Origin of the sequence: Mangrovibacillus sp. Mu-81 (genome assembly GCF_036867415.1) — a bacterium.
Taxonomy (GTDB): Bacteria; Bacillota; Bacilli; order Bacillales; family Bacillaceae_B; genus Rossellomorea.
On the sequence record NZ_JBAJHU010000002.1, the window covers coordinates 582,890 to 603,318 of the forward strand.

The 20,429-nt window shown below is 44.8% G+C and carries 23 protein-coding genes; 5 read left to right on the forward strand and 18 right to left on the reverse strand.

Annotated elements, in window-relative coordinates:
- Positions 1-50 precede the first annotated feature (50 nt).
- From V6B33_RS06430 to V6B33_RS06445, 4 genes are all read right to left on the reverse strand, one after another.
- A complete protein-coding gene (locus V6B33_RS06430) occupies positions 51-1,718 on the reverse strand; it encodes a sodium:solute symporter family protein (protein ID WP_334216913.1) in 1,668 nt (555 codons plus the stop codon).
- 63 nt (positions 1,719-1,781) lie between these two features.
- Positions 1,782-2,084, reverse strand: coding sequence for a DUF4212 domain-containing protein (locus tag V6B33_RS06435; RefSeq protein ID WP_334216914.1), 303 nt, complete (start codon positions 2,082-2,084; stop codon positions 1,782-1,784).
- Between the two features lie 15 nt (positions 2,085-2,099).
- Positions 2,100-2,282, reverse strand: coding sequence for a hypothetical protein (locus V6B33_RS06440; protein ID WP_334216915.1), 183 nt, complete (start codon positions 2,280-2,282; stop codon positions 2,100-2,102).
- Between the two features lie 299 nt (positions 2,283-2,581).
- Positions 2,582-3,505, reverse strand: coding sequence for a M23 family metallopeptidase (locus V6B33_RS06445; RefSeq protein WP_334216916.1), 924 nt, complete (start codon positions 3,503-3,505; stop codon positions 2,582-2,584).
- A 240-nt stretch (positions 3,506-3,745) separates the two neighbouring features.
- Here V6B33_RS06445 and V6B33_RS06450 point away from each other — a divergent pair, with 240 nt between their 5' ends.
- Entirely contained in the window at positions 3,746-4,168 is a 423-nt protein-coding gene (locus V6B33_RS06450; RefSeq protein ID WP_334217074.1) for a VanZ family protein, read from the forward strand.
- 308 nt (positions 4,169-4,476) lie between these two features.
- On the opposite strand, the gene spoIID is transcribed toward V6B33_RS06450, so the two are convergent.
- From spoIID to V6B33_RS06470, 4 genes are all read right to left on the reverse strand, one after another.
- Positions 4,477-5,490, reverse strand: a complete 1,014-nt coding sequence (spoIID, locus tag V6B33_RS06455; protein WP_334216917.1) for a stage II sporulation protein D — start codon at positions 5,488-5,490, stop codon at positions 4,477-4,479.
- 838 nt (positions 5,491-6,328) lie between these two features.
- Complete coding sequence (gene murA, locus V6B33_RS06460) at positions 6,329-7,639, reverse strand: UDP-N-acetylglucosamine 1-carboxyvinyltransferase (RefSeq protein WP_334216918.1); 1,311 nt, start codon at positions 7,637-7,639, stop codon at positions 6,329-6,331.
- Between the two features lie 32 nt (positions 7,640-7,671).
- Positions 7,672-8,421: a YwmB family TATA-box binding protein gene (locus V6B33_RS06465; protein WP_334216919.1), complete on the reverse strand. Its 750-nt coding sequence runs from the start codon at positions 8,419-8,421 to the stop codon at positions 7,672-7,674.
- Between the two features lie 424 nt (positions 8,422-8,845).
- Positions 8,846-9,082 (reverse strand): DUF1146 family protein, encoded by a 237-nt coding sequence (locus V6B33_RS06470; RefSeq protein ID WP_172251469.1) that lies wholly within the window; start codon positions 9,080-9,082, stop codon positions 8,846-8,848.
- Positions 9,083-9,566: 484 nt separating this feature from the next.
- Here V6B33_RS06470 and V6B33_RS06475 point away from each other — a divergent pair, with 484 nt between their 5' ends.
- The 4 genes from V6B33_RS06475 to V6B33_RS06490 all read left to right on the forward strand — a co-directional run bounded on the left by V6B33_RS06475 (position 9,567) and on the right by V6B33_RS06490 (position 12,492).
- Positions 9,567-10,169 carry a hypothetical protein gene (locus V6B33_RS06475; protein WP_334216920.1) on the forward strand — a complete coding sequence of 201 codons (603 nt, stop codon included), beginning with the start codon at positions 9,567-9,569 and terminating at the stop codon, positions 10,167-10,169.
- Positions 10,170-10,306: 137 nt separating this feature from the next.
- Positions 10,307-10,459, forward strand: a complete 153-nt coding sequence (locus V6B33_RS06480; protein WP_334216921.1) for a hypothetical protein — start codon at positions 10,307-10,309, stop codon at positions 10,457-10,459.
- Entirely contained in the window at positions 10,449-11,801 is a 1,353-nt protein-coding gene (locus tag V6B33_RS06485) for an arsenic transporter (protein WP_334216922.1), read from the forward strand. The genes V6B33_RS06480 and V6B33_RS06485 overlap by 11 nt, the downstream gene beginning before the upstream one ends.
- 22 nt (positions 11,802-11,823) lie before the next feature.
- Positions 11,824-12,492, forward strand: coding sequence for a DUF2642 domain-containing protein (locus tag V6B33_RS06490; RefSeq protein WP_334216923.1), 669 nt, complete (start codon positions 11,824-11,826; stop codon positions 12,490-12,492).
- Between the two features lie 414 nt (positions 12,493-12,906).
- On the opposite strand, the gene V6B33_RS06495 is transcribed toward V6B33_RS06490, so the two are convergent.
- The 10 genes from V6B33_RS06495 to V6B33_RS06540 all read right to left on the reverse strand — a co-directional run bounded on the left by V6B33_RS06495 (position 12,907) and on the right by V6B33_RS06540 (position 20,131).
- Complete coding sequence (locus V6B33_RS06495) at positions 12,907-13,311, reverse strand: F0F1 ATP synthase subunit epsilon (protein ID WP_334216924.1); 405 nt, start codon at positions 13,309-13,311, stop codon at positions 12,907-12,909.
- A gap of 22 nt (positions 13,312-13,333) precedes the next feature.
- Positions 13,334-14,737, reverse strand: coding sequence for a F0F1 ATP synthase subunit beta (gene atpD, locus V6B33_RS06500; protein WP_334216925.1), 1,404 nt, complete (start codon positions 14,735-14,737; stop codon positions 13,334-13,336).
- A gap of 72 nt (positions 14,738-14,809) precedes the next feature.
- Positions 14,810-15,667 carry a F0F1 ATP synthase subunit gamma gene (locus V6B33_RS06505; RefSeq protein WP_334216926.1) on the reverse strand — a complete coding sequence of 286 codons (858 nt, stop codon included), beginning with the start codon at positions 15,665-15,667 and terminating at the stop codon, positions 14,810-14,812.
- A 95-nt stretch (positions 15,668-15,762) separates the two neighbouring features.
- Positions 15,763-17,271 carry a F0F1 ATP synthase subunit alpha gene (gene atpA, locus V6B33_RS06510; RefSeq protein WP_334216927.1) on the reverse strand — a complete coding sequence of 503 codons (1,509 nt, stop codon included), beginning with the start codon at positions 17,269-17,271 and terminating at the stop codon, positions 15,763-15,765.
- 27 nt (positions 17,272-17,298) lie between these two features.
- Positions 17,299-17,835 carry a F0F1 ATP synthase subunit delta gene (locus V6B33_RS06515; RefSeq protein ID WP_334216928.1) on the reverse strand — a complete coding sequence of 179 codons (537 nt, stop codon included), beginning with the start codon at positions 17,833-17,835 and terminating at the stop codon, positions 17,299-17,301.
- On the reverse strand, positions 17,832-18,353 hold the full coding sequence (locus tag V6B33_RS06520; RefSeq protein ID WP_334216929.1) for a F0F1 ATP synthase subunit B: 522 nt from the start codon (positions 18,351-18,353) through the stop codon (positions 17,832-17,834). The genes V6B33_RS06515 and V6B33_RS06520 overlap by 4 nt, the downstream gene beginning before the upstream one ends.
- A 146-nt stretch (positions 18,354-18,499) precedes the next feature.
- Positions 18,500-18,712, reverse strand: coding sequence for a F0F1 ATP synthase subunit C (gene atpE / locus V6B33_RS06525; protein WP_032086923.1), 213 nt, complete (start codon positions 18,710-18,712; stop codon positions 18,500-18,502).
- Positions 18,713-18,790: 78 nt separating this feature from the next.
- On the reverse strand, positions 18,791-19,507 hold the full coding sequence (atpB, locus tag V6B33_RS06530) for a F0F1 ATP synthase subunit A (protein WP_334216930.1): 717 nt from the start codon (positions 19,505-19,507) through the stop codon (positions 18,791-18,793).
- Between the two features lie 22 nt (positions 19,508-19,529).
- Positions 19,530-19,904 carry an ATP synthase subunit I gene (locus tag V6B33_RS06535; RefSeq protein ID WP_172253781.1) on the reverse strand — a complete coding sequence of 125 codons (375 nt, stop codon included), beginning with the start codon at positions 19,902-19,904 and terminating at the stop codon, positions 19,530-19,532.
- 14 nt (positions 19,905-19,918) lie between these two features.
- Positions 19,919-20,131 carry an AtpZ/AtpI family protein gene (locus V6B33_RS06540; RefSeq protein WP_334216931.1) on the reverse strand — a complete coding sequence of 71 codons (213 nt, stop codon included), beginning with the start codon at positions 20,129-20,131 and terminating at the stop codon, positions 19,919-19,921.
- Positions 20,132-20,429 lie beyond the last annotated feature (298 nt).

The window sequence follows — 20,429 nt, forward strand, 5'->3', positions numbered from 1 at the left end:
CTACAGCAAAAAAAGGCCAAAGGGACTGCCCCCTTGACCTTTTACCTGCCTCAGGATTTGAAGTTGACATCATCATCAACCCAGATTTCCCCGTTTTTGAAGGTCATTTGTTCAGGATAGCGGAGATCGGTCACTTCATCCTGAAGCTTTTGATCCGGAGCTTTCGTCATTAAGGACACGACGATATTGGCAATGAATCCTGCCGCTGCACCGAAGACCCCTGCGCCTGTATCGATGATCCCGAATACATTGACTCCCGCTCTCGCAATGAAGATGTAGGAAAGGGTCACTGCCAACCCGACGAGGAGACCCGCTATGACTCCTTGCGCGTTGGAACGTTTCCACCAGACTCCGAGTATGAGTGCCGGGAAGAAGGTACCGGATGCGAGCGCAAATGCCCATGCTACGATCTGGGTGATGACTCCCGGAGGATTCAGCGCAACGAGACCGGCTGCCAGTGTGGCGAGAACGATTGTCCAGCGAGCTACTGCGAGACGATTTTTCTCAGATGCATTTGGCCTGAATACGCGGTAATAGATATCATGTGCGAAGGAAGACGAAATTGCGATCATCAAGCCGCCGGCAGTCGATAATGCCGCTGCCATGGCGCCTGCTGCAACAAGACCAATGACAAACACACCAAGGTTTGCGATTTCTGGCGTTGCCATGACGACGATATCATTCGAGATGACAATTTCCTTCCATTGTAAGATGCCGTCAGTATTCGTATCCGCTACCTGAAGCTTGCCTGTGTCGACCCAGGAAGCCGTCCATGCAGGCAGTTCACTGATCTTGCTGCCTGCCACCTTCGTCATCAGGATGAACCGGGAGAACGCTGCATAAGCAGGTGCAGACAGATAAAGAAGTCCGATGAATAGAAGTGCCCAAGCCCCTGACCAGCGAGCCGCTTTCATCGTAGAAACTGTATAGAAGCGGACGATTACGTGCGGAAGTCCCGCCGTACCGGCCATCAATGTAAACATAAGTGCCATGAACTGCCACTTCGTCCCGTTCGTAAACGGTGCAAAGTATTCAGAGATTCCCAGTTCGCGGTCGAGTTCCCCGATCTTCCCGACAAGTTCACCATATGAAATCCATGGTGCCGGATTTCCGGTGATTTGCAGGGACATGAAAATGACCGGAATTAAATAGGCAATGATTAGGACAATGTACTGTGCCACCTGCGTCCACGTAATCCCCTTCATCCCGCCGAATGCGGAATAAAAGGCGATCAGCATGACCCCGATGAGCGTCCCGACTTTGGCATCGATCTCGAATAGACGTCCGATTACGACTCCGGAACCTGAAAGCTGTCCGATGGAGTAGGTGAAACTGATGATGATCGTACAGATCGCCGCGATAACGCGGGCTGTATGGCTGTTATAACGGTCTCCGATAAACTCCGGGACCGTGTAGCGCCCATATTTTCGGAGCTGCGGAGCCAGCAGGAAGGTCAGCAATAAGTAACCGCCTGTCCACCCCATTATGTAGGCAAGCCCGTCATAGCCTAGAATCATGACCGTACCGGCCAGTCCAATGAATGAAGCTGCACTCATCCAGTCGGCCCCGATGGCCATCCCGTTGAAGATCGGCGGTACTCCGCGGCCGGCAACGTAGAAATCCGACGTCGCTTTCGCTTTGTTATAAACCGCTATACCGATATATAATGCGAATGTTGCAAGTATGATAGCCGTTGATACAATAAACTGAACATCCATTAACCGATTTCCCCCTTATGTCTGCTAGTGGCTTTCTCTATTTTATTTAAATAGAAGGTTTTTTTAATGATCCAGCGTTTTCCCGACGCTTACCTGCACATTCTTGCTTTCATCAATTCCATATTTACGGTCGATCCGGTCGGATACAATCGCATTCACATAAAGCAGGATGATGAAGATCAGAATCGAGCCTTGCGCCCCCATGAAATAATGGACCGGGAATCCATTTATCGTAATCGCCGACAGACTTTCTGCGAAAAACACAACGACAAACGAGCTGATAAACCAGATAACTAGATATAAGGCCATAAAACGGTTTTTCTCTTTGAAATACTGATCCGCCATTGCACGGTCAATTTTCTTCATATATATCCCCCTTTTTTATCTTAGACTAAAGATGAATTTCACTGTTTCAAAAAACGGCATAGGGACGAGAGCGATTTGAACGATAAAATATACGAACATGGATAAGAACGGCAGGACTAAAAAAACAGCCCTTTTCTTCTTTACAGCGAAGACGATGCTGGCTCCTGTGATCAGGAGAAACAGGATGAAATAAAGCAATCTTTCACCTCCCATTTTGTAAACGCTATCATAAATAAAAATTAAATATTCTGAAATTTTATTCGTGACCTCATTATCATTTATGTGGAAAAGCTTTTTCAATAAAGATTTTCCGACAAATGTCGTCTAGTTATTTTTCGTTTATTCTATAAGTATAAGAATTTTTATATAAATAATTACTAGAATATGCTTGGTCTCAAGTTAAACTATTCTTCTGACATAATATAGTCATGTCGAAAGCACTCGAAACTTTTTTACAAACTAAAAAACTGACCAGCATCAGCCGGTCAGTCCGTTTATTATTCTTGTTCTTCTTTACTTGTATCAGCGTTTGATTCTGCATCTTGGTCATCCGCGTCTGCATTAGACTCGGCATCGCCAGCGTCTTTTTGCTCTGCGTCAGACGGGTTCGCTTCCTGATTTTCATCAGCTGCTTCCCCTTCAGCACCTTCTTCAGCTGCTGCGTCTTCTTTCGCTGCATCTTCTTGTACAGCATCCTCTTGAGCTGCTTCCGGCTGATCGCCTGAAACCTTCTGCTCATCAAGCTTCGCTTCTTGAAGAGTGGCAAGAGACTTATTGAAATAGTTGATTGGATTGACTGCTACATTGTCTTTACGAATTTCAAAGTGTACATGTACACCGGCATCTTCATTGAATAAAGATTTTCCGGCTTTTGCAATCGATTGACCTTGATCCACGACATCCCCGACAGCTACTTCAAAATCTTTGACTGATTGGTAACGAGTGACAATACCCTTACTGTGTTCGATTTCGATTGTGTTGCCCAGTAATGAATCTTCCTGAACCTTTGTTACTGTACCGCTCATCGCAGCCAGAACGTCGAATTCTTTCCCATCCTTCGAGATATCGACACCTTGGTTCGGATAGTACATATTGCCATACACGACTAAAGCAGCTTCCTGTTCTTCGGCAGAAGCTTCAGCATCGTAGAAGTTTTTTTCGATGACTGTGTCTTCCGGTTTTGAAACAGGCATTACGAAGTTTTCCAGTGAACGATTGACTTCTTCTGCAGGCTGATTGAACTCGTTATCAGTAGGAACATCATAGCTGTAATCTTCGGCATTCTCGTTCACATCATTGCCTGCCTGGTACCACAGAATCCCTGTGATAATGATTGCTGCACTTGCCAGATAGATTGCTGGGTATGCCCAACGTCTTTTCAAAAATTTTGGAGAAGTGTATTTCTTTTCTTCCTCTCTCATTTTCATCACCTCAGCAATCATTCTGAACAGAATTCTGAAAATATATACACAAGTCCAAAAAAATTTTTTAATTCTTATCTTTCGACAAAACGAAATGAATTATGTATGATAGCTGTAACTTTTTCTGGAAACTTCATAGATCTGCAATATTTACCCGATGGCTGAACCGTTTTCACATGATACAATGGACGAGGTTTTTTACTATTACACTTCCCGAAAGGACGATAGCCTGTGAAACCCATGCTTAAAATCGCACTTACAGCTGCGCCTTTTCTATATATGATGCTGATCTGGATCCTGTCCAGCAACCCGGATGATGCGGTCATCCGCTTCCCCGATAATTTCTGGGACCGGTTCATAAAGGAGTCGCTCCATTTAATCGAATTTGCAATTCTCTATGGTTTGTTTGTGCTGGCACTGCTTGCGAACGGCAAACTCGGCTATTCGATAAATTTCACTGCAGCCTTGATCGCGATCTTCTACGGATTTGTCGATGAGATCCACCAATCATTCGTGCCGTACCGTTCAGCGACGATGATCGATGCAGCAAAGGACCTGATCGGTGTCACCGTTCTGTTCTGGATCGTGAATCGGACGTATTTCAGGAATCCGGACCACGTCATGACGAAATATATGAAGAAGGTTGAGCGGTATTTTGGTTAATAGAAAAGGATGGACTCTCCTGAGCCGATTTGGCTTTGGGAGGGTCCATCCTTTTTTGTTTTGGGGTTGGGGTGTGGGGTTGGGGTTTGGGGAGTGTACCTGGTACATTAGTGCTTAATTGTGCCTGGTACAATTCACTATAATTGTGCCTGGCACAATAACCCCTATTTGTTCCTGGCACAGATGACTCAATCCGTGCCAGGCACATTTCATTCAATTTGTGCCAGGCACAAAACCACTTATTTGTGCCTGGCACCAGCAACTCGGCAACACCGCAACCCCGAACACAGCTTCCCGCTCAATAACCCCTACCGCTGCGCCGTCACCTTCTGCAGCAGTTTCCCGGAATCGGTGATATCCACACCTTTATAGTAATGGGTCACGATTTCTTTGTAGTCCTTGCCTTCCTTGGCCATGCCGTTTGCTCCGTATTGGCTCATGCCGACTCCATGGCCGTAGCCTTTGGTGGAGATGACGATGTGATTGTCTTTCAGGTACCAGGTGAAATCGGAGGATTTGAGACCGAGCTTATCCCTGATTTCGCGGCCGGAGAATGACTTGCCGTTGATGTCCACGTTGGCGACGCGTTTTCCTTCCGTTCTGGAAGTGATCGTACCGACGGAGCCATCTTTTGTTAGCGTTACCCCGAGCTTTTGTTCGAATTCGGAAATGGGAATGACCTTTTGATCGGTGAACTTCGGAGATTTGGCATCCCATGGACTTTTCACGCTTCGTAAATAAGGGATCTCATTTTGCCAGTAGGCTTCTGAGTTTTCCGTGTATCCGTTGCTTGTCGAGAAGAATGCCGCCGTGATCGGCTTGCCGTCGAATGTCAGCACCTGCCCTTTCGTTTCGAGTACCGCTTCGGATATCTTTTTCAGCTTCCACTCTGAATCGGCACCCCAAAGTCCGGCGAGCTCTGATGGATTTTTAAATACCTGGTGATCAATCGTATCGGTGACATCCGCTCCCTTTGGAATGGACGGGTCCTCTGACATCATTTTGTTCACTATGAAAGTCCTTGCTGCAAGTGCCTGTGCTTTCAACGCTTCTTTTTCAAAATCTGCAGGCATTTCACCAGCGAGCACCCCTACTACGTACTGCTCTAATGGCAGCTTCTCGATCACTTCCTTCTCTGACCGGTAGACAGCCACCTCAACTGAATCTGCGAGCTCCCCGGCTCCTGGCGCGCTTTCCAGTTTCTCGTTTAAGTTGGTTTTTTCTTTGTCCGATGAAAACGGAAGCACAAGCAGAGTGGGTACGATAAAGATGATGCAAATGAAGATTGAGAAGACGATCAGTACTGGTTTTAAATGCGTCATGTTCGCTGCCTCCAATGAAAGATTAAATAGGAGAGTGCCTTTCGCACACTTCTCCACTCTTTTTCATATGTATGGCAGTGGACAGGCTTTTATGATTGAAAGTTGTTTAGGATTTTCCCGGTTCTGCCTTGGTTGCGGAGTTGAAAATAAACTGGTGAAAGTTAATCGTAAAATACGGAAAGTTGAAAATAAACCGGTAAAAGTTGATCGTATAGTATCCAAAGTTGAAAATAAACGCTCTTAGATTGATTAATGTGCAGTCCCAATCTGTATTCCACCTTAGCTCATGGGCTATTTAGACAGCATTTTTCCGAAAATCACGTTTTTTGGATTAAAATCAGTGCATTTTTATATAAAATTGTTACAAAGCAGCCTCTAGATGCAATCATTAGCTGAATTTGAAGCTGAATCCCCGACAATATAACAGACAAACTTGCACTGCGATTAACTATATTATCGAAATTGAAGGATTTATTATCGGAAAATCGACATTTATTATCGTAAATCCACTTTTTATTATCGATATGATTTTTACTATAATTGAATCTTCACCGATATGAGTGAAAATAAACGTATTGAACAAATTCGTTATCAATATGCTCAATCAAACAGGTTTATTATCAAAGACAGCGGGCATAGATCAGATCGCACACCAACCACTGCATACCACTACAAACCCATCACGGTCTATCCCCCAACACTGCATACTACCAGCACAAACCATCATGGTCTATCAAACAACGCTGCATACTACCACACCCTTCACCACAACACTCCAAACAAAAAAGGCAAGCTCTCCCATAAAAGAAAGCTTACCTTTTTCAAATCATCCTATATATTATGCATCTTTCAGCATGCTTTGTTCTGATACTGCTGCGTCTGTTTCTTCCATTTCCTTCACGCGCTCGATGTCAGCACCGATGCCTGCGAGTTTCTGGTGGAAGTTTACATAGCCGCGGTCAAGGTGCTTCAGTTCGGTTACACGTGTGTAGCCGTCAGCAACCAGGCCGGCGATGGAAAGTGCTGCTGCTGCGCGCAGGTCTGTCGCAGCTACTTCTGCTCCTTGAAGCGCAGTTGGGCCCTGCATGATGACAGAACGGCCTTCGATCTTGATGTCAGCTCCCATGCGGCGGAATTCTTCCACGTGCATGAAGCGGTTTTCGAAGACAGTCTCCGTTAACACACTTGTACCTTCAGCTGCTAGAAGAAGCGCCATCATTTGTGACTGCATATCAGTTGGGAATCCAGGGTGAGGCATGGTTTTGATATCGACGGATTTTAATTTATCCGGACCGATGACACGCAGGCCTTCTCCTTCGTCAATGATGGTGACGCCCATTTCTTCCATTTTTGCCACTAAGGAAGATAAATGTTCTGGAATCGCACCTTTTACGAGTACGTTTCCTTTTGTGATGGCCGCAGCCACCATGAATGTTCCCGCTTCGACACGGTCAGGAATGATGCTGTGCTCGACACCGTAAAGGCGTTCGACACCCTCGATGCGGATCGTTCCGGTTCCTGCGCCTACTACGCTTCCACCCATTTTATTGATAAAGTTTGCCAAGTCGACGATTTCAGGTTCTTTTGCGACGTTCTCAAGGACTGTCGTTCCGTCAGCAAGGGCTGCTGCCATCATGATGTTCTCAGTGGCACCCACGCTAGGGAAATCCAGGTACACTTTCGCCCCTTTTAATCTTCCGTCAACTTCTGCTTCGATAAATCCGTTACCGACTTTCACTTTGGCTCCCATTGCTTCGAAACCTTTCAAGTGCTGGTCAATTGGTCTTGAACCGATGGCACATCCGCCTGGCAGTGCCACACGTGCTTTACCCATACGACCGAGAAGTGATCCCATGACTAGAACGGATGCACGCATTTTGCGAACATATTCGAATGGGGCTTCTACAAATAACTCCCTTGATGCATTAACGACAACTTCATCATTATGAAACTCAACATCTGTATTTAAATGACGTAATACTTCATTAATCGTATATACATCGGAGAGTGGTGGTACGTTTGTAATTTTGCTTTTTCCTTCACTTGCTAACAATGTAGCAGCGAGAACAGGTAAAACGGCATTCTTTGCTCCTTCAACTTGCACAGTACCGCTTAAACGCTGACCGCCGCGGACGATAATTTTATCCAAGAGTATTCCCCTCCGCGTCCAATTTCTCTATATTAATATTCAATCGTCAGGATGGGTGTGCCAATGACAAAGGTTGTCTTGGTGCCCATTCCACTTTTCCTTAGACCTAGTTGTATATTCATTTCGTTATCTTTTGTTGGTATAGACCGTGACATTTGCTTCGAGTAGGCGGAAACGGAATGAAAGTCTTCTTCTTCCAGTGATTCCGTTTCGGTTGCGTCAAGAATCGACATCATTTCGACGGCCTGATTCGACAAAACTTCATTAAGCGTAGCATTGAATTCGCCTTTTATACAAGAGAAAATCAAAGGTTTAGTAGTAAAAATGATTTCCATGTTTGGGATAAACTGTTTCTTCAGATATCTTGATGTCTTTTCTCCCATCGATTCCTGATTTCCACGGATTTCATACATAATGTACGAAATCGAATGCTCGTTTCCGGGGGTATGCTGCAGCTTAATTGTTTCTTCCCCGTGAGAAGTCTTGCGAGTCCCCACAACAATTACCTCTTCAGCATGGTCTTCCGTCGCCCATTCGAAATCAGAAAAAGTTTCTTGCATATTCTTACTATATTGGGCAAATCCTTTATTCGTGAAGCTTTTTATGTTTTCTCTTGCATATAGAGACCATTCAGTAACTTCACCGCTCGTCTGAGTCAGGGCGTGATCAAGCTTTTCGATGTCCAATAATTGATTGGCTTCGATAGTGTTCTTCCCATTAATGATCGGCAGGAAACCTATTCCAACAAAAAATATTAATAAAATGTAAAAATACCGTCCCATTTTGCATTCCTCCCCTTAGGTAAAAGTCTTTCCTTTACGGAGGAGAACATACTTCCAAAATGTCGTCATCTTTTTACAATTTTTTGTTGTGGCATGATCCTATTTTGATTGTGTCATGTGAAGAATTTTCAGATGATTTACGTTAAAGCCTTCTTGTTGAACAAGCGATGTCAGAGATGAAAACGATGCTCTTTAGGTCTTCTGCACAGCTTCTGGGCAAATCAATGAAAACGAATTCATCTTGAAACTTTTTCACAAACATTCAAACACAAAATTAATCTTACTCAAAACAGGCCCTAAAGAAAACATGCAGGAAGTCCTATTTTTTGTAAACAAATTGTCTTGCTTTTTTAATTTGTTTCGTTCCTGACCATCTTTCTTCATAAAAGGACTGCCGGAATGGCTTCGCACTGCGAAAAAAGCCTCATTGAAAGAACGCCGGCAGCTGCTGTGACCACAGATAATAATCGAGCAGGAATCGGCTGACGGCTGACCCGATCGCAATCGTCAACAGGATGAATAACAATCTCCCTTGAGCGACCCGGTTTTTTTTCAGCAATTTATCAAGCTGGATGGCCTGCAGCGACCAGAATGTCACCCCGAACACAAATAAATGCACGAGCATGCTGATCAATGCCTGTTGGCTGAAGCTTTCTACCATGACGTTTCTCTCCATTCGATAAAATTCGACGCACATAGACCATTTTACCACATCACCCACTGCGTTAGAATGAAATTTCTCCGTTATGCTGATTTTTTTCTGATGTCCACACCATTCACTTCACCTTTTTTCATATGAATGCCCCCTTTACACGAGTTCAGACTTATCACCCGTCTCCAGTCTGCTTTAATTCACTAAAATCCTTCCCGTTTCCGTTAAAGACTTTAATCCTTCAATGAAGGTCCTGAATCGACCTTTAATGATAGGCATTTGATTTAATAGATTCACCCATACACGTTTGCCCAATCTAGCTTTTGGTGTGTTTTTGCCTATTTCTTAGAGGAATTCAGGCGTACTTTTTCAATGAAATCACTGTTTTCCCCCAAACAAATCTATTAAAACGGGCTATCTTCTTAGTACCTTGTCACGGCATGACACATATACATGTAGTGTAAATGCTTATTAAATTCAGGAGGGAAATAGTATGAATAAAGTGTTAATATCAAGTATGGTTGGCAAGGTTGTCAAGATCAACCGTGGCGGCCCGGAAGCACGGACAGGTTTATTATTGTCAACCGGGGAAGATTATTTTGTCCTTCAGACAAAAGAGGAAGGCGTACTTTATTTCACATCGCGCCACGTGAAGAGCATCACTGAAAACACGAAGCAGGGAATCGACTTTGAAAGCGAAGAATCTGAGTCACTGGTTTGGAGCAGCGCAGCTGATTTCACTTCCATGCTTGGAGATCTTAAACATCAGTGGGTGACCGTCAACCGCGGAGGTCCAGAGAAAATCGAAGGTGTACTGGATGACGCAAATGATGATTATATCACGCTCATCCTTAACGAAGAAGTCATCCGCCTGGCCTCTTACCATGTGAAGAGTGTAGCGATTCTTGTCAAAAAAAAGGAAGAGGAGAAAGCTGAAGATAACTCTGAAAATAATCAGAGCAGCAATTCAAATCAATCTTCATCTGAAAACAAATCAAACAACAGCTCTCAAAACTCAAACTCTAAGAACTCCAACAAGAAGAACGCCAGAAACCAGAACAGATACTATTACGAAATCGAATCAATGGATTTCTAATAGCGAACAGGTTGTACTAAACATGTATTCAAAGGATAACAAAGGGCTGTATGCATCCCGGCGCTCTTTCTGCTTAGAGTAAAGACTGCCGGGAATACCCTTTGTTTATCGAATTTCAGAGAGGAGGACAAATGTTGTTGATGACCATCTATTTTATTTTATTAGGAAGCTTGTTTTATTTCTTATTTCTACCCGCTTCTGTTGAAAAAGAGGACAAACAATATGCAGATCATCCAATCGACTCACAACCCCTGCCTTATATAAAAGAGGCGAACCAGCATGCCAGGTAGTACTATCTTGTGGATGACACTCATCTTTTCCATCACCATCATCGTGATGCTGTGGCGTCCTTTCGGCTTGAATGAAACGATTCCGACTACAATCGGCGCAGGGCTTGTCTTACTGATTGGGATTGTTCCGTTATCTGATGTCCTGAACATTTTCTCCATCGTCAGCGGAGCCTCCCTTACCATTTTGTCCACGATCATGATGTCGATCGTATTGGAAAGCATAGGCTTCTTTAAAATCGTTGCCACCAATATCGTCAATCGTTCGAGGGGCTCGGGAAGGAAGCTTTATCTTTACGTTATTCTTTTATGCTTTATGATGACCATGTTCTTTAACAATGATGGCAGCATATTGATCACCACACCCATCATCATTCACATCACCTCATTGCTGAAGTTGAAAAACCGCCAGAGAATCCCCTACCTATTATCAGGTGCCCTGATCGCAACCGCAGCAAGCGCACCGATTGCCGTCAGTAACATCTCAAACCTGATCGCCCTTAAAATCGTCGGTCTCACCTTGCAGGACTATATTCAAATGATGTTCGTTCCATCCATGATTGGAATTTTCCTCATTGCCTTTCTGCTCTTCCTCTATTTCAAAAAAGACATCCCCAAAAGAGTCCTGGAAGTCTCCGTCAAATGGAAGTCCGAAGCTCAGAAATATTCCTACACCCATCCGCTGTCTTCTTCCAAAAAGGAGAAAGAAGTCGATTGGGGTCTGATCAAAGCCTGTCTAGTGATTGTCGTCCTCACCCGCGCAGCATTCTTTGCTTTGACGCCGTTCGGGATTTCTCTCGAGGTCATCGGCATGGCCGGGGCGGCCATCTTGATTCTGGTACGATGGTTCCGGACGCAGATGGGAATCACAGATATTTTCAAAAAGACCCCGTGGCATATCCTATTGTTCGCATTCAATATGTATGTACTGGTTTATGGGTTGAAGAATGTCGGTCTCAATCAATTCATCGTCGATCACTTCAGGGATTTAATCGTGGGACAGCCCCTTAATGCCAGTCTCATCATGGGACTTTTCCTGACCGTCGCCTCGAACCTGTTCAATAACCTGCCGGCCGTGATGATCGGAACGCTTTCGATCACCGAGATGGGGCTCGACCCTCATATTCTTCAGATCGCGTACCTGGCGAATGTCCTAGGCAGTGACATCGGAGCGCTGTTGACACCAGTTGGAACGCTCGCTACATTGATCTGGATGTATATTTTAAAATCGAACGGCATTAAAATTTCCTGGGCCAAATACATCAGGGTCACCATCGTCGTGATTCCGATCGGCCTGATCGTCAGCCTGCTGAGCCTTTACCTTTGGTTTGAGCTGCTATTTTAAAATGGAAGGAGTGTAGAAATTCTTGAAAAAAGCATATTCATCATTTATCGGAAAGGCAGTGATCGTCGAGCTTACCGGAAAAAAACAAATCAGCGGTTACCTCATCGATGTGGGAAGTGAGGTACTGATCATCTTCAATGGAGAAGACTATATCTATATCTCGAGTATTCACATAAGATCATTGCGAGTGGTGTCGATTGAAGAACTTGATATTGCAGAGCCCACAACCGGACCGATGCTGGAACAGGAGGACGAACTTGCGTTAAGGAAAATCCTGACTTCAGCTAAAGGGGTGTTCACCGAGATCTACCTGACGGGAAATCAATCCATTCACGGCTATATCACAAGCATCATGAACAATTACTTTACCTTCTACTCACCTGTTTATAAAACCATGTACATTTCCCTGCATCACTTGAAATGGATCACCCCCTACTCAGGTTCACTCTCCCCTTACGCACTTGGGAAGGATAAGCTGCCGGTCAATCCCAGTCAGCTATCCCTTGCCAGAAGCTATGAAATACAGCTGGAGAAACTGACCGGACAACTCGTCGTCTTCAACCTCGGTCTGCAGCAGGACTCCATCGGAAAAATTGAAAAAGTCGAAAACAACATCATCCAGCTCATTACTGCCAGAGGCAGCTCCATCTACATCAATCTCCAGCACATCCAAACCGTCCACCAGCCTTGACTGTAAGAGCCTTTTGAACAGCCCGTTCCGCGATGCTTTGACACAACCGCGGGACGGGCTTTCAATGTTAAACACATCTGGGACGAGATTGGTTCTTGAACAACAGAATATTTTTCAGTTGAAAAAAATCCTATTTTCAATGAAAGAATGGCTTTTTCTGTCTGTTCCAGAGATTTTGAAGTAAAAACACGTCGATACCAGCCTTTACCCGGCCCAATTCGCCTCTCATATCGTCCAGCCAACGGATATATTATCAAAAATCACTAATATATTATCAAAAATCACTAATATATTATCAAATCCATAAAAATGTTTGAATCAAAGGCCTCCAAACCACACTTAAACAAAAAACCCGCACCCAACATAACAAAGAAACACCCTTTCCACATCAGGAAAGGGTGTTTCTCCATAATATTAGAAATTACGTTCGGAAACGTTAATTCTGTTCATGGCACGCTTAAGGGCGAGCTCGGCACGTCGGAAATCGACGTCATCCTGCTGTACTTGCATACGGCTTTCTGCACGGCCTTTCGCTTCTTTCGCGCGTTGTACATCGATAGCTTCTGCTGTTTCAGCAGACTGTGCTAGAATTGTCACCTGTTCAGGGCGGATTTCCAAGAATCCTCCGCTGACAGCTACAAGCTCAGTGTTACTGCCTTTTTTCAGGCGTACCGCACCGATCTGTAGTGGAGCAACCATCGGAATGTGTCCAGGTAAGATTCCAAGCTCACCGCTTTGAGCTTTCGTGCTCACCATTTCCACTTCTGAATCGTACACTGGGCCATCGGGAGTGACAATATTGACTTTTAATGTCTTCATTTTCTTCCCTCCTGGTCCCTAATTATACCTCTACGCCCATTTCTTTAGCTGCTTTCAGTACGTCCTCGATTGGACCTACAAGACGGAAAGCATCTTCTGGAATGTGGTCGTATTTACCTTCAAGGATATCTTTGAATCCTTTGACAGTATCTTTCACTTCTACGTAAGATCCTTTTTGTCCAGTGAACTGTTCAGCAACGTGGAAGTTCTGAGATAAGAAGAATTGTACGCGGCGAGCACGTGCAACGGTCAGCTTATCATCATCTGAAAGCTCATCCATCCCAAGGATCGCGATGATATCTTGAAGTTCTCTGTAACGCTGCAATGTCTGCTGAACGTTACGAGCGATTGAGTAGTGTTCTTCTCCAACGATTTCCGGAGATAGAGCACGTGAAGTCGATGCGAGTGGATCCACCGCAGGGTAGATACCCATCTCGGAAAGCTTACGCTCAAGGTTCGTTGTTGCATCCAAGTGAGCGAATGTTGTTGCAGGAGCCGGATCCGTGTAGTCATCGGCAGGTACATAGATCGCTTGGATCGATGTAACGGAACCAACGTTTGTAGACGTGATACGCTCTTGCAGTTGACCCATTTCAGTCGCAAGTGTCGGCTGGTAACCAACGGCAGAAGGCATACGGCCAAGAAGGGCAGAAACCTCAGAACCTGCTTGCGTGAAACGGAAGATGTTATCGATGAACAGAAGTACGTCCTGTCCTTGCTCATCACGGAAGTATTCAGCCATTGTAAGACCCGTCAAGGCAACACGCATACGCGCACCAGGCGGTTCGTTCATTTGTCCGAATACCATCGCTGTTTTCTTGATAACGCCAGAGTCGCTCATCTCGTGGTAAAGATCATTTCCTTCACGCGTACGCTCACCGACACCTGCGAATACTGAGATACCGCCGTGTTCTTGAGCGATGTTGTTGATAAGCTCCTGGATTAATACGGTTTTACCTACACCGGCACCACCGAATAGACCGATCTTACCACCCTTGATGTAAGGAGCAAGTAAGTCTACTACTTTGATACCCGTTTCAAGAATCTCCACTTCAGTGGAAAGTTGATCGAATGTAGGTGCCTGTCTGTGAATCGGATCGCGACGGAAGCCTTCTGTAAGCGGCTCGTCTAAATCGATTGATTCACCAAGAACGTTGAATACACGACCTAAAGTTACATCCCCAACTGGTACAGAGATTGGTGCTCCTGTATCAAGTACGTCAGCTCCACGTTGTAAACCGTCCGTAGAAGCCATCGCAATCGTACGTACAGAATCATCACCTAGGTGAAGGGCAACCTCTAATGTAAGTTCAGCTCTATCTGCAATTTGGACCTTTAAAGAGTTGTAGATATCTGGAAGTTGGCCGCTGGCGAACTTGACATCAACAACTGGACCCATTACTTGAAGAACGTGTCCTTTGTTCATCTCTTTCCCTCCTAACTAGCTTTTGACAAAAGCTTTATGAAAAATTGACGGTCATCAGTGACCGGTTTATTTCTATTCGAGTGCCGCAGCTCCGCCGACGATCTCAGTGATTTCCTGAGTGATCGCAGCCTGACGGGCACGGTTGTATTTAAGTGTAAGGTTATTGATGATTTCCTTCGCATTATCTGTTGCATTTCTCATCGCTGTCATACGAGCGGCATGCTCACTTGCTTTACCGTCAAGAAGTGCACCGTAAATCAAGCTTTCAGCGTATTGAGGAAGCAATACTTCAAGAATTTCTTCCGCAGACGGCTCGAATTCATACGAAACCAGTTTGCCGGAAGTATTCAGGTCTGTTAATGGAAGAACCTTTTTCTCGGTAACATCCTGCTGGATGGCACTTACATAGTGGTTGTAGAACAAGAATAGTTCATCGTATGCCTCAGCCGAGAACATACCAACCGCCTTGTTAGCGATGTCTTTAACGTCAGCGAAACTAGGCTGATCCGGAAGACCGACGACCGTTTCGATTACGTTAAAGCCTTTTTTTCGGAAAAAGTCAGCTCCAACACGACCCAGAGCGATAATGGCAAATTCATCATTAGAGCTGTGACGCTCTTTAATACGATTGCTGACAGCACGTATTACGTTACTGTTATATGCCCCCGCCAAACCGCGATCTGAAGTAATCAAGAGATACCCGGTTTTTTTAACGGGGCGGGAGACTAGCATCGGATTCGTTACACCCTGACTACCTGCAGCAACAGATGTCACCACTTCCTGAATCTTGTTCATGTAAGGGACGAATGATTTCGCATTCGTCTCAGCACGGTTTAATTTGGAAGCAGATACCATTTCCATTGCTTTTGTGATTTGACTTGTCTTTTTGGTAGAAGTAATACGAGTTTGTATATCGCGTAACGATGCCACTGGTTCTCACCACCCTTTACATATTGTTAGACATAGGGAGCCCGGCAATAACCGCGCTGTTCCTATGATTTTGCCGAAAGATCGGCTCAGTATCCTTATTCGGACTTGATGAATGTCTTCTTGAATTCGTTGATCGCTGCAACCATTGCATCGTCTTCAGGAAGACCTTTTGTCGTACGGATCTGGTCTAACAGTTCTGTATGGTTGTGATCTAGCCAGCTTAGGAATTCACCTTCGAAACGACGAATGTCTGTTACTGGAATATCATCTAAATGTCCTTTAGTCAATGAATAAAGGATCATGACTTGTTTTTCAACTTTAAGCGGTTTGTTAAGATCCTGCTTCAGTACTTCTACTGTACGCGCACCGCGATTCAGTTTCGCTTGTGTCGCTGCATCAAGATCTGATCCGAACTGAGCAAATGCTTCCAGCTCACGATATGCCGCCAAGTCAAGACGCAGTGTACCGGATACTTTCTTCATCGCTTTGATTTGTGCGGATCCACCAACACGGGATACGGATAAACCTGCGTTGATCGCCGGACGTACACCGGAGAAGAACAGGTCAGATTGTAAGAAGATCTGTCCGTCGGTGATGGAGATAACGTTTGTCGGGATATAAGCGGAGATATCTCCTGCCTGTGTTTCAACGAATGGCAATGCAGTGATCGAACCGCCGCCTTTTGCATCACTCAATTTCGCTGCACGCTCCAATAAACGGGAGTGCAAGTAGAATACATCACCAGGGAATGCTTCACGACCTGGAGGACGGCGTAATAATAGGGAAAGCTCACGGTAAGCAGAAGCCTGCTTGGAAAGGTCATCATATACAACAAGAACGTGCTTGCCGTTATGCATGAATTCTTCACCCATCGTGATACCTGCATAAGGTGCCAGGAATAACATAGGTGCCGGTGAAGCAGCAGATGCCGTTACAACGATTGTGTAATCAAGTGCACCGTGCTTACGCAGAGTTTCCACTGCGTTACGTACTGTTGATTCTTTTTGACCGATCGCAACATAGATACAGATCATGTCTTGATCTTTTTGGTTAAGGATCGAGTCGATCGCAACAGATGTTTTACCTGTTTGACGGTCACCGATGATCAATTCACGTTGACCACGGCCGATCGGTACTAAAGCATCGATCGCTTTGATACCGGTTTGAAGCGGCTCGTGTACAGATTTACGATCCATAACACCAGGTGCTCCGCTTTCAATTGGACGAGTTTTAGTTGTAGCAATCGGGCCTAAGCCGTCTACAGGCTGTCCAAGTGAGTTTACTACACGACCTACCAGTTCTTCTCCTACTGGAACTTCCATGATACGTCCAGTACGACGAACCTCATCGCCTTCACGAATGTCAGTAAATGGTCCGAGAATGATGATACCAACGTTGTTTTCTTCTAAGTTCTGTGCCATACCCATGACACCGTTAGAAAATTCAACAAGCTCTCCAGCCATGACATTGTCGAGGCCATGAGCACGAGCGATACCGTCACCGATTTGGATAACTGTACCTACGTCGCTTACTTTCATCTCAGACTGATAGTTTTCAATTTGCTTTTTTATCAGCGCGCTGATTTCTTCCGCCTTGATGCTCATGAATTTCACCCCTCATTTATACGAAAGTTAACGAATTAGTTCACGCTCAAGACGAGTCAATTTACCTTTAAGGCTGCCATCATAAATGCGGGTTCCGATTTGGACCTTGATGCCGCCGAGTAAATGTTCGTCTGTCACATTGGTAATTCTTAAAGATTGTTTTCCGACTTTTTTAGCAAAAGAAGACGATAGTGCTGTCTTTTCATCTTCCGTCAACGGACGTACAGAATACACAGTCGCATCTGCAATTCCGCGTGCTTCATTGGTTAATTCGATGTATCCCTCAACCAGTCCAGTGATCTCGGACGTACGGTGACGGTCCGTCATGATCATGAGCGTGTTAAGGACAAACGGTGAAGCTGTTTGAAATGCTTCCTGGATGATTGACTTCTTTTTCGCCAGCGTAAGTTTCGGATTTTCAAAAAGAGCACTTAATTCCCTGTTCTCCAAGAAAACCGCTCTTACTGTACGCAGCTCCTCTTCGATTGCTTCAAGCTGATTATGTTCTTTGGCAATTTCGAAAAGAGCTAACGCATAGCGTTTTGCAACTGTAGAGTAGCTCATCGCTCTTCCCCTACCTCTTGAATATAATCGTTAATTAACTTCTGTTGATCTTCAGCAGAAAGTTCTTTCTCGATAACCTTAGAAGCAATAAGTACGGATAGTGATGCAACCTGTTTCTGCAGTGCTGCAACCGCTTGTTCCTTCTGCGTTTCGATTTCGCGTTTCGCAGATTCTTTCAGACGTTCTGCTTCCTGACGTGCAACCGTGATGATTTCTTCACGCTGCTCCACGCCTTGTTTCTTAGAGTTCTCGATCATAGCCTGAGCTTCTGTTCGGGCTTCTTTAAGAAGCTGACGCTGCTCTTCCAGAACCTTGTTTGCTTCCACACGGCTTTGTTCAGCCGCAGATATCTCACCGGCGATATGGTCTTCACGCTGCTGCATGATCCCCATTAATGGACCCCAGGCAAATTTCTTAAGAAGTGCCATAAGGACAAGGAACATAACAAGTTGGAAAAGGATATCCCCGCTATTGAATTCGCCGCCACTTGCACCTAAAACGAATGCGTTAGTTAACATACTCGATTCACTCCCTTCAAGAATCGATTGGATCTTATTTTTGATAAATTGAACAATCTATACTTGCAAGAATTCTTTCAGTACACAGGAATGGCGAAGATAATCGTCAAGACGAACTTCGCCATTAATTGATTGTGTCAGTTCTATTAGCTTCCAAGAGCGATGAAGGCAATAACTACACCGATGATTGGAAGTGCCTCAACTAGTGCGATACCGATGAACATTGTAGTTTGAAGAGTACCTCTTAATTCCGGTTGACGTGCAATTCCTTCTACTGTACGGCCAACGATCAGACCGTTACCAATACCTGCTCCAAGTGCTGCTAAACCAACTGCGATTGCTGCTGCGATAAGACTCATTCTAAAGTTCCTCCTTTAATGTATAAGAAAAATATTTTTTACTATATATGTTTGTCCACCGTAATGAACAGGTATATATTAATGGTCATGACTTACTTTGTGAGCCATATAAACCATTGTTAACATACAGAAAATGAATGCCTGGATTGCCCCGATAAAGATCGAGAACCCTTGCCAAGCAAGCATTGGTGCGATGGCTCCAAGAACGCCGCCGATACCGCCGTGTACGGCCATGCCCGCGATCAGCGCCAGCAGGATTTCCCCGGCATAAATGTTCCCGTAAAGTCGAAGACCCAATGTAAGAGTGTTTGCAAACTCCTCAATGACTTTCAGCGGGAATAACCACCACATAGGTGATAAAAAGGTGTCCTTTCCGTATGCACCGAACCCCTTTAATCTGATTCCATAATAATGGGACAGTGCCACGACCATTACCGCCAGAGTCAATGTGACCGCCGGATCGGCTGTAGGTGATTTCCACCATAATTCGTGATCATACACAACTGAGAACGGAAGACCCAGCATGTTCGATACGAAGATATACATAATGATGGTGAGACCCAGGATGTGAAAACGTCCTCCCGTTTTCCAATCCATGTTACTCTTGATGATGCCCTTGACAAAGTCCATGACCCACTCGAAAAAGTTCTGCATTCCGGTAGGATTAAGGGCTAAGCGTCGTGTAGACAAGACCGCGATTAGAAACACAATGGCAGATGCAATCGTGATCATCATCACGTTGGCCAGGTTGAAAGTCAGGCCCATAAAATCGGCTAAAGGTGCTTCATGATTCAAAATACTTCACCTCTCTTCCCCGCTATTTATTAGTTTTAATAGTGCTGAAAAAATAATCTATCATAATGACTATATAAGTCGTCATTAATCCAATAATAAGACTTAGGAGATGAAAAGTTTCGGGAAAGCGGGTTACAATGATAACGCCCAAGGCTGCCGCAGCCATCCGCGAAGTCGTTCCGAGGGATCTCACTTTCTTCCCTGCCACAACGGCCTCTCCGAACTTGTCGACTCGCTTCGTCATGCCCCAGTGCATATAAAGGCTTAAAGCCGTTCCTAATGCTAACCCTAAGAATACTGATTTGTGGTCGGTAAATCCCCAACCCAGGACGTAAACAGCCAGCAGGTACAATATGTATTTCCGCTGTCTATTAAACATTTGATGGAGTTCCGGCATATCTTATTATTCTCCTAAGATAAATGTCGTAAAGTACGAAGCATCGCATAAATCCCGGCTGCTAAACCAAGAAGTAATCCGATGATTAAAAAGAGTGGTGCAGAGTCTGCTTGCTGGTCAATCCACCTGCCCAGAAAAATCCCCAGAAGAATGGAACCGACAAGTTGCGACAGAATCGCTGTATAAATCGCCATCGCTTTATACGGGCTTTGGTTTTTTTGACCCATTTAAACCCTTCCTATTCAAACGAAATTTGAACGTGAGGCAAGCTGTGTAAAATGAGTGGACAACCGATTTCACAAGCTTTTTACAATTGTGAAAACCTTATCATTTTACATCCTTTGTAAGCATACAATAGGGTAATATCTATGTCAATGAGTTCAAGTTAAAAAGTTCACAACCTCTCCAGGTGTTTGTCGAAAGTTCACACTTTTTACATATTTACATGAAATGCGGAGGCGGCTCGTTCAGAGGCGGGTGGCATAAGCCAAACCGGCCTGAAAGGCGTTTTTTGCCTTTTGGGAC